Below are 7,803 nucleotides of genomic sequence, written 5' to 3'. Positions count from 1 at the left end.
ATAAAGCCGAAAGCCCTGAACTGACGTTCAGGGCTTTTTGCTGTGCGTAAAACGCAAAAAAGCGCAGCTAGGTTGCGCCTTTCAACCACTCGACAATAAAATCGGTGATGCTTTCCGGTTGATTGAGATCCAGCTGCTTAGTCGTGATGGATAGCGGTCGGTCGCTGGCTACCGCCACGACAAACTGATCCAACATGTCTTCCAACGGTCTGCCGATCTCGGCCCGATAAAGCAGGATCTTGCTGACCGGCTCATGTTTGAACCCTTCCACCAGAATCAAATCGACCTTATCGGTATCAAAACGCTCTGCCAGGTAGTGCAGGTCCAACGGTTGTTGTTCCGGCGTTTCGGTCATTAATGCCCAGCGGCGATCGCTGGCGACCAACGTTTGGTCGGCACCCGCTTTGCGCAGCTCATAGCTGTCTTTACCCGGCGTATCCACATCCATATCGTGGTGCGTATGCTTTATCAGGCCAACCCGCACCTGGCGCTGTTTCAGCATCGGGATCAGCTGCTTGAGCAGGGTGGTTTTTCCCGTTCCGCTATAGGCACCGATAGCCAGTAAAGGGGGCAATGAACGATTCATTTTTTTAGCTCTCGCGCTTGCTGCCAGTGTCGGCAGTCTTCCGGCGTATTCAGGTTATGAAATGCCGCTTGTTGCCCGCTGAACACCACGCGTTGTGCGTTAATCTGATGCAGGAACAGCATCAGCTTGCGTTCACCTCGCGCCAGATAGTCAGCCAGCTGCGGCGCTATTTGGGTATGCAATAATGCCAGCGTAGGGTGATCTCGTTCACCATCGCTGGCAAAGGCCGCCTGCGCCGCGCCTTTTTGCCGCCAGAGTTGTGCGACTAAGTCGGCGGGAAAGTCGGGGACATCACAAGGGACGAAGACCACCCACTCGCTGCGAACCTGTTTGAGCCCGGCGAGCATCCCGGCCAACGGCCCGGCGAAATCGGGCATCAGATCGCCAATCACCGGCAAACCGCTTGCCTGGTAACGTGCCTGATTGCGATTGGCGCTGATGGCGACGGAAGCCACCTGCGGCCGCAACCGGGCCAGAACATGCTGATAGAGTGCGATACCGCCAATCGACACCAGGCCTTTGTCCTCACCGCCCATACGCGTGGCTCGTCCGCCGGCCAAAATTACGCCGCTGATTTCTTTATGCATCTCGTTTATCCCGCCTTGTCGATGCGCTGATTGTAGCGCTAAAGCCGGCGTGACATCAGGATTTACCTTTATTGACAAGCCGGTTCTTTCACTGCGTGGGTAAGCCTGTTACTTTGTGAGTTTATTCATGCTATTGGACGATATTGAGATGAAAACGCATCGCGTAAATGAGTTGATCGAGCTGTTGCACCCGGCCTGGCAGGAAGATCCCGATCTCAATTTGATGCAGTTTTTGCAAAAGCTGGCCAAGGAAGCGGGCTTCCAGGGCGAGTTGTCTGAATTGAGCGATGATATTCTTATTTACCACCTGAAAATGCGCGGTAGCGCCGGCACGGATCAGATCCCGGGCCTGAAGAAAGATTACGAAGAAGATTTTAAAACGGCGCTGTTGCGCGCTCGCGGCGTTATCAAGGACTGATCCTCGTGCGGTGCGAGAAAGCATAGCGCGTGAAATGCGCCATTAATGCTACTATTTCTCATTCCCGGCACCATGCTGTCAGCGATCAAACGAACGTTATGAATAACTCTGCTTTTAATTTCGACACTCTGTCGCCCGATTTGATTATGGACGCGCTAGAAGGGGTTGGCCTGCGCGTCGACTCCGGTCTGACGGCGCTGAACAGCTACGAGAACCGCGTCTATCAGTTCATGGACGAAGATCGCCGGCGCTACGTGGTGAAGTTTTACCGCCCGGAGCGCTGGAGCGCTGCGCAGATTGGTGAGGAGCATCAGTTCGCTCTGGATCTGGCTAAGGCGGAGATCCCGGCGGTAGCGCCGCTGGCGTTGCAAGGTGCTACGCTGCATACGCACGGCGGTTTCTTCTTTACCCTGTTCCCCAGCGTGGGGGGACGGCAGTATGAGATAGACAACCTAGATCAGTTGGAATGGGTGGGCCGTTTCCTGGGGCGCATCCATCAGGTCGGTGGTGAGCATTTGTTCGCCGAGCGGCCGACGATGGGGGTTGAAGAGTATCTCACCGCCCCGCGTCAGGTGTTGGCCGGTTGTGAGCTGTTGCCGGCCGCGCAGCGTGATGCGTTCCTGCAGGCGACGGATAAGCTGATCGCGGCGATCAAGCCGCATTGGCATCTGAACTGGCAGCCGCGCCGTTTGCACGGCGATTGCCATCCGGGCAATATTCTGTGGCGCGACGGCCCGCTGTTCGTCGATCTTGATGACGCGCGCAACGGCCCGGCGGTGCAAGACTTGTGGATGCTGCTGCACGGCGAGCGGCGCGATCAACTGATGCAGCTGGACGTCTTGCTGGAAGCGTACGGCGAATTTGCCGAGTTCGACCAGCGTGAGCTGGCGTTGATCGAGCCGCTGCGGGCGATGCGCATGGTGTATTACCTGGCCTGGGTCGCCCGCCGTTGGCAGGATCCGGCCTTCCCTAAGAGTTTTCCGTGGATGGCGGAGTCTGATTTCTGGTTATCTCAGACTGCGGCCTTCACCGAACAGGTTAAGCTGTTGCAGGAGCCTCCTCTGCAGCTGACGCCAATGTATTGAAGCTTTAACACAATGGAGAGTTTAGTCTTATGAAAAAAATATGGTTGGCGCTCGTTGGCATGGTGATGGCATTCAGTGCCTCGGCGGCACAGTTTAGCGATGGCGCTCAGTACGTGACTCTGGACAAGCCGGTGACCGGCGAGCCGCAGGTATTGGAGTTCTTCTCCTTCTACTGCCCGCACTGCTACCAGTTCGAGCAGGTCTATCACGTGTCCGAAAACGTGAAAAAGGCGCTGCCTGCCGGCACCAAAATGACCAAGTACCACGTGGAGTTCCTGGGGCCGCTGGGCAAACAGCTGACTCAGGCGTGGGCGGTGGCGATGGCGCTGGGCGTGGAAGACAAGGTGAGCCCGCTGATGTTTGAAGCGGTGCAGAAAACCCAGACCGTGCAAACGCCGGACGATATCCGTAACGTCTTCGTGAAAGCGGGCGTGACCGCCGCAGATTATGATGCGGCCTGGAACAGCTTCGTGGTGAAATCTCTGGTGGTTCAACAGGAGAAAGCCGCAGAGGATCTGCAGCTGCGCGGTGTGCCGGCGGTATTTGTGAACGGCAAATACATGGTTAAAAACGATGGCCTGGACACCAGCTCGATGGACGCTTACGTGAAGCAGTTCGCCGATGTGGTTAAATTCCTCAGCCAGCAGAAATAAGCCAGATTCAGCATGAAAAACGCCGGCATTGCCGGCGTTTTTTTATCCATATTGCCGTTTCAATTTATCCAGCAACCGGTCTTTTTCCTGCCACAGCGTATTCAGCCATAGCTGGAAGCGCCGCTTGAACTGCTTGTCGTTGAAGTAGTCCCCGTGCAGGGTTTCATCGATCGGCAACGTCTCAATTCTTACCACGATACGCGTCAGACGACCGCACAGCATGTCCAGAAAAGGCCGTTGGTTATTTTCCGGATAGAGCAGGGTGACGTTCAACACTTTGTCGAACTGATTGCCCAGCGCGCTAAGGGTAAACGCGATGCCGGCGGCTTTGGGCGCCAGCAAATTGCGGTAGGGTGAATTGCTTTTAATTTTCTTGGCTTCGGTGAAGCGTGAACCTTCGACGAAATTGACGATGGTGGTTGGGCGCTGGCGGAATTTTTCGCAGGAATGGCGCGTCGTTTCGATATCCTTGCCGCGTTTCTCAGGGTGCTTGAGCAAATAGGCACGGGAGTAACGTTTCATGAATGGCATATCCAGCGCCCAGCAGGCCAGGCCGACAAAAGGTACCCAGGCGAGCTGTTGCTTGAGGAAATACTTATTCATTGGAATATGATTTCTGAACAGCACGCACAACACGACAATGTCTGACCAACTTTCGTGGTTGCTGATCAGCAGATACCAGTTTTTACGATCCAGCCCTTCCAGCCCTTCAATATCCCAACGCAATTGCCCGTTAATGCGCAATAACAGCGCCAGCCCCTGGCACCAACACCACATCATGAAATCGGCGAAAGCCGAGATATATCGCCAAACGGCGGGAATAGGCACCAGGAGTTTCACGATGCCGGCCAGCGTGATGGGGATGGAACACAATACCGTCACCAGAATAGTGAGTATGACGGAAATGATAAAGATAACAGGCGTTAACAATCTTGGCATGGTTATGGGCTGACGGTTGTTGGGAACATCGTTGCATGCCAAAGCGCATGAACAAAAGTCTATTTTAACAGAGATCGTCGGGGTAAAGCGCCGCTAAAAATCACTGTTTTTCGTCTCATCGGATAACCATTTGCTGAGTTTTCGTGCAACTTTCTCAGCTTGTGCTAGGGTAATTGAGGCGCCGAATTTGATTAATAGTGCGATTAAAATCCGGCGAAAGTTATATCCACAAATTCAATAAAAGCCAGTAATAAAGCGTCGCCGGAATTCGTTCTTTTAACGCGGTGATTTAAATAGGAATTTTATTCGCCGTTATAACGATAATCGTAGCGTTATAATTCGGTCTCTTTTCTATGCACAAAGTTATCCACAGGTAAGATCTTGCGGATCCTCGCGCACCATCACATCATTTTCGTCCGCAATGCACGCTAAGGTTCGTCTCCGACGGCCAGCTATGGCATGCTTACCCCTATGTCCGATCACGATAAAGAAACGCTATGGCCCAGATTGCAGAAAACCCACTAATCCTGGTTGACGGTTCCTCCTACCTCTACCGCGCTTATCACGCCTTCCCGCCGCTGACCAACTCGGCGGGCGAGCCAACCGGCGCGATGTATGGCGTGCTGAATATGCTGCGCAGCCTGCTGCTGCAGTATCAACCGAGCCACGTTGCCGTGGTGTTTGATGCCAAAGGGAAGACGTTCCGCGATGAGCTGTTCGCCGAATACAAGTCACACCGGCCGCCGATGCCGGACGATCTGCGTGCGCAGATCGAGCCGTTGCACAGCATGGTCAAGGCGATGGGCCTACCGCTGCTGGTGACGCCTGGCGTTGAGGCGGACGACGTCATCGGTACGCTGGCGCTGGAGGCCGAAAAGGCCGGCCACGCGGTGCTGATCAGCACCGGCGACAAAGATATGGCGCAGCTGGTGACACCGAACGTCACCCTGATCAACACCATGAACAACACGATCCTCGGTCCGCAGGAAGTGTGCGACAAGTACGGTATTCCGCCGGAACTGATCATCGACTTCCTGGCGTTGATGGGCGATTCATCGGACAACATTCCCGGCGTGCCGGGCGTGGGCGAGAAAACCGCCCAGGCGTTGCTGCAGGGCATCGGCGGTTTGGATGCCTTGTACGGCAATCTGGAAAGCATCGCCACGCTGAGCTTCCGCGGTGCCAAAACCATGGCGGCCAAGCTGGAGCAGAATAAAGAGGTCGCATATCTCTCCTATAAGCTGGCGACGATCAAAACCGACGTCGAGCTGGATCTGACCTGCGCTGAGCTGACGGTGTCCGAGCCGGATGTCGATACGTTGCAACAGCTGTTCAAACAGTACGAGTTCAAACGCTGGCTGGCGGACGTGGAAGCCGGCATATGGCTGGAAAACAAGAAAGGCGCGGGTGCGAAAGCTGCCGGCGCCGCCAAACCGGCCGTCGCTGAACAAGCGCCTAAGGCGCTGGCGGAGGCCAAGCTGTCCCAGGACGGTTATGTCACTATCCTGGATGAAGCGGCCTTCACCGACTGGCTGGCGCGGCTGAAAAAGGCCGACGTATTTGCCTTCGATACCGAAACCGATGGCCTGGATACGCTGACCGCCAATCTGATTGGCCTGTCCTTCGCGATCGCGCCGGGTGAAGCGGCTTATTTGCCGGTGGCACACGATTATCTGGATGCACCGCCACAGCTGGATCGCACCTACGTGCTGGAAGCGCTCAAGCCGCTGCTGGAGGACGAGAAGGCGCTCAAGGTCGGGCAAAACCTGAAGTTCGACATGAGCCTGCTGGCGCGCTACGGCATCGAGATGCGCGGCATCGCCTATGACACCATGTTGGAGTCCTATGTGCTGGACAGCGTCGGTGGCCGTCATGATATGGACAGCCTGGCCGATCGTTATCTGGGCCACAAAACCATCACCTTCGAAGAGATCGCCGGCAAGGGTAAAAACCAGCTGACGTTCAACCAGATCGCGCTGGAGCAGGCGGCGCCTTACGCCGCCGAAGACGCGGATGTCACGCTGCAGCTGCACCTGGCGATGTGGCCGCAGCTGAAACAGAGCGCAGAGCTGCTGACGGTGTTCAACGAGATTGAAATGCCGCTGCTGCCGGTGCTCTCGCATATCGAGCGTACCGGGGTGCTGATCGATCCGGCCATTTTGTCGGCCCACTCTCAGGAGCTGGCCAAGCGTTTGGCGGAACTGGAGGTGCAGGCCCATGAGCTGGCGGAAGAGCCGTTCAACCTGGCGTCGACCAAGCAGCTGCAGGCTATCTTGTACGAAAAACAAAAGCTGCCGGTGCTGAAGAAAACCCCGGGCGGGGCGCCGTCCACTAACGAAGAGGTGCTGGCCGAGCTGGCGCTCGACTACCCGCTGCCGAAGGTGATCCTGGAATACCGCGGCCTGGCGAAGCTGAAGACCACCTATACCGACAAGCTGCCGCTGATGATCAATCCGGTCAGCGGCCGGGTGCATACTTCGTACCATCAGGCGGTGACTGCGACCGGTCGCCTCTCCTCGAGCGATCCGAACCTGCAGAACATCCCGGTGCGCAACGAAGAAGGGCGGCGCATCCGCCAGGCTTTTATCGCACCGGAAGGTTACCGCATCGTCGCGGCCGACTACTCGCAGATCGAGCTGCGCATCATGGCGCATCTGTCACAGGATGAAGGGCTGCTGAAGGCCTTCGCCGAAGGGAAAGACATTCACCGCGCCACGGCGTCGGAAGTCTTCGGCGTGCCGTTGGATAAAGTGACCGGCGAACAGCGCCGCAGCGCCAAGGCGATTAACTTCGGTCTGATTTACGGCATGAGCGCCTTTGGCCTGGCCCGTCAGCTGGGGATCCCGCGTGGGGAAGCCCAGCGCTATATGGATCTGTACTTCGAGCGTTACCCGGGCGTGCTGGACTACATGGAGCGTACCCGCCAGCAGGCTTCCGAACAGGGCTATGTCAGCACGCTGGATGGGCGCCGCCTGTACCTGCCGGACGTCCGCTCCAGCAACGCCATGCGCCGTAAGGCGGCCGAGCGTGCCGCCATCAACGCCCCGATGCAGGGCACGGCGGCCGATATTATCAAGCGTGCGATGATCGAGGTCGACGCCTGGTTGCAAGGGCAGGAGACGCCGTTGGTGCGCGCGATCATGCAGGTGCACGATGAATTGGTGTTTGAGGTGCATGAGTCGGTGATCGAAGAAGCCAGCCAACGTATCCGCCAATTGATGGAGGGCAGCATGACGCTGGCGGTGCCGCTGAAGGTCGATGTGGGCGTCGGCATGAACTGGGATGAGGCGCACTGATCGCCGGTTTATCGCCGGATGTGCTAACTGGCGAGAACCTAAGCACTTTTCGTAATTAAGCTACAAGATGCGGCGATAGTTTCCCCAACTTCGCCGTTCTTGCGCCGCAAATTGTGTAAGTAAACTACAAAAAATTCTTTTGCCCTGCGAAAAAATGATGTAGAGTTACAGGCGTAGGGTACAGAGGTAAGATGTTCTATCTTTCAGACCTTTTACTTCACGTAATCGGATTTGGCTGA

The 7,803-nt window shown here is 56.2% G+C and carries 7 protein-coding genes; 4 read left to right on the top strand and 3 right to left on the bottom strand.

Annotation, left to right across the window (positions count from 1 at the left end):
• Positions 1–67: 67 nt before the first annotated feature.
• Positions 68–586, bottom strand: coding sequence for a molybdopterin-guanine dinucleotide biosynthesis protein MobB (gene mobB, locus N6G83_RS46055; protein WP_202670508.1), 519 nt, complete (start codon positions 584–586; stop codon positions 68–70).
• Positions 583–1,173, bottom strand: coding sequence for a molybdenum cofactor guanylyltransferase MobA (gene mobA / locus N6G83_RS46050; protein WP_202670509.1), 591 nt, complete (start codon positions 1,171–1,173; stop codon positions 583–585). The genes mobB and mobA overlap by 4 nt, the downstream gene beginning before the upstream one ends.
• Before the next feature lie 148 nt (positions 1,174–1,321).
• On the opposite strand from mobA, the gene N6G83_RS46045 reads away from it, so the two are divergent.
• The 3 genes from N6G83_RS46045 to dsbA all read left to right on the top strand — a co-directional run bounded on the left by N6G83_RS46045 (position 1,322) and on the right by dsbA (position 3,329).
• A complete protein-coding gene (locus tag N6G83_RS46045) occupies positions 1,322–1,591 on the top strand; it encodes a YihD family protein (protein WP_004931268.1) in 270 nt (89 codons plus the stop codon).
• A 98-nt stretch (positions 1,592–1,689) separates the two neighbouring features.
• Positions 1,690–2,676, top strand: a complete 987-nt coding sequence (locus tag N6G83_RS46040; protein WP_197834467.1) for a serine/threonine protein kinase — start codon at positions 1,690–1,692, stop codon at positions 2,674–2,676.
• A gap of 29 nt (positions 2,677–2,705) precedes the next feature.
• Positions 2,706–3,329 (top strand): thiol:disulfide interchange protein DsbA, encoded by a 624-nt coding sequence (dsbA, locus tag N6G83_RS46035; RefSeq protein WP_004931264.1) that lies wholly within the window; start codon positions 2,706–2,708, stop codon positions 3,327–3,329.
• A gap of 42 nt (positions 3,330–3,371) precedes the next feature.
• Here the strand turns inward: dsbA and N6G83_RS46030 are convergent, their stop codons facing one another.
• Positions 3,372–4,268, bottom strand: a complete 897-nt coding sequence (locus N6G83_RS46030; RefSeq protein ID WP_202670510.1) for an acyltransferase — start codon at positions 4,266–4,268, stop codon at positions 3,372–3,374.
• A gap of 497 nt (positions 4,269–4,765) precedes the next feature.
• On the opposite strand from N6G83_RS46030, the gene polA reads away from it, so the two are divergent.
• Positions 4,766–7,564 (top strand): DNA polymerase I, encoded by a 2,799-nt coding sequence (gene polA, locus N6G83_RS46025; protein ID WP_141971878.1) that lies wholly within the window; start codon positions 4,766–4,768, stop codon positions 7,562–7,564.
• The last annotated feature ends 239 nt before the right edge of the window (positions 7,565–7,803 follow it).

Source organism: Serratia sp. PL7, from assembly GCF_945957435.1.
Note: the sequence above shows the minus strand (reverse complement) of the source record. Positions and strands in the feature narration are given on the sequence as shown.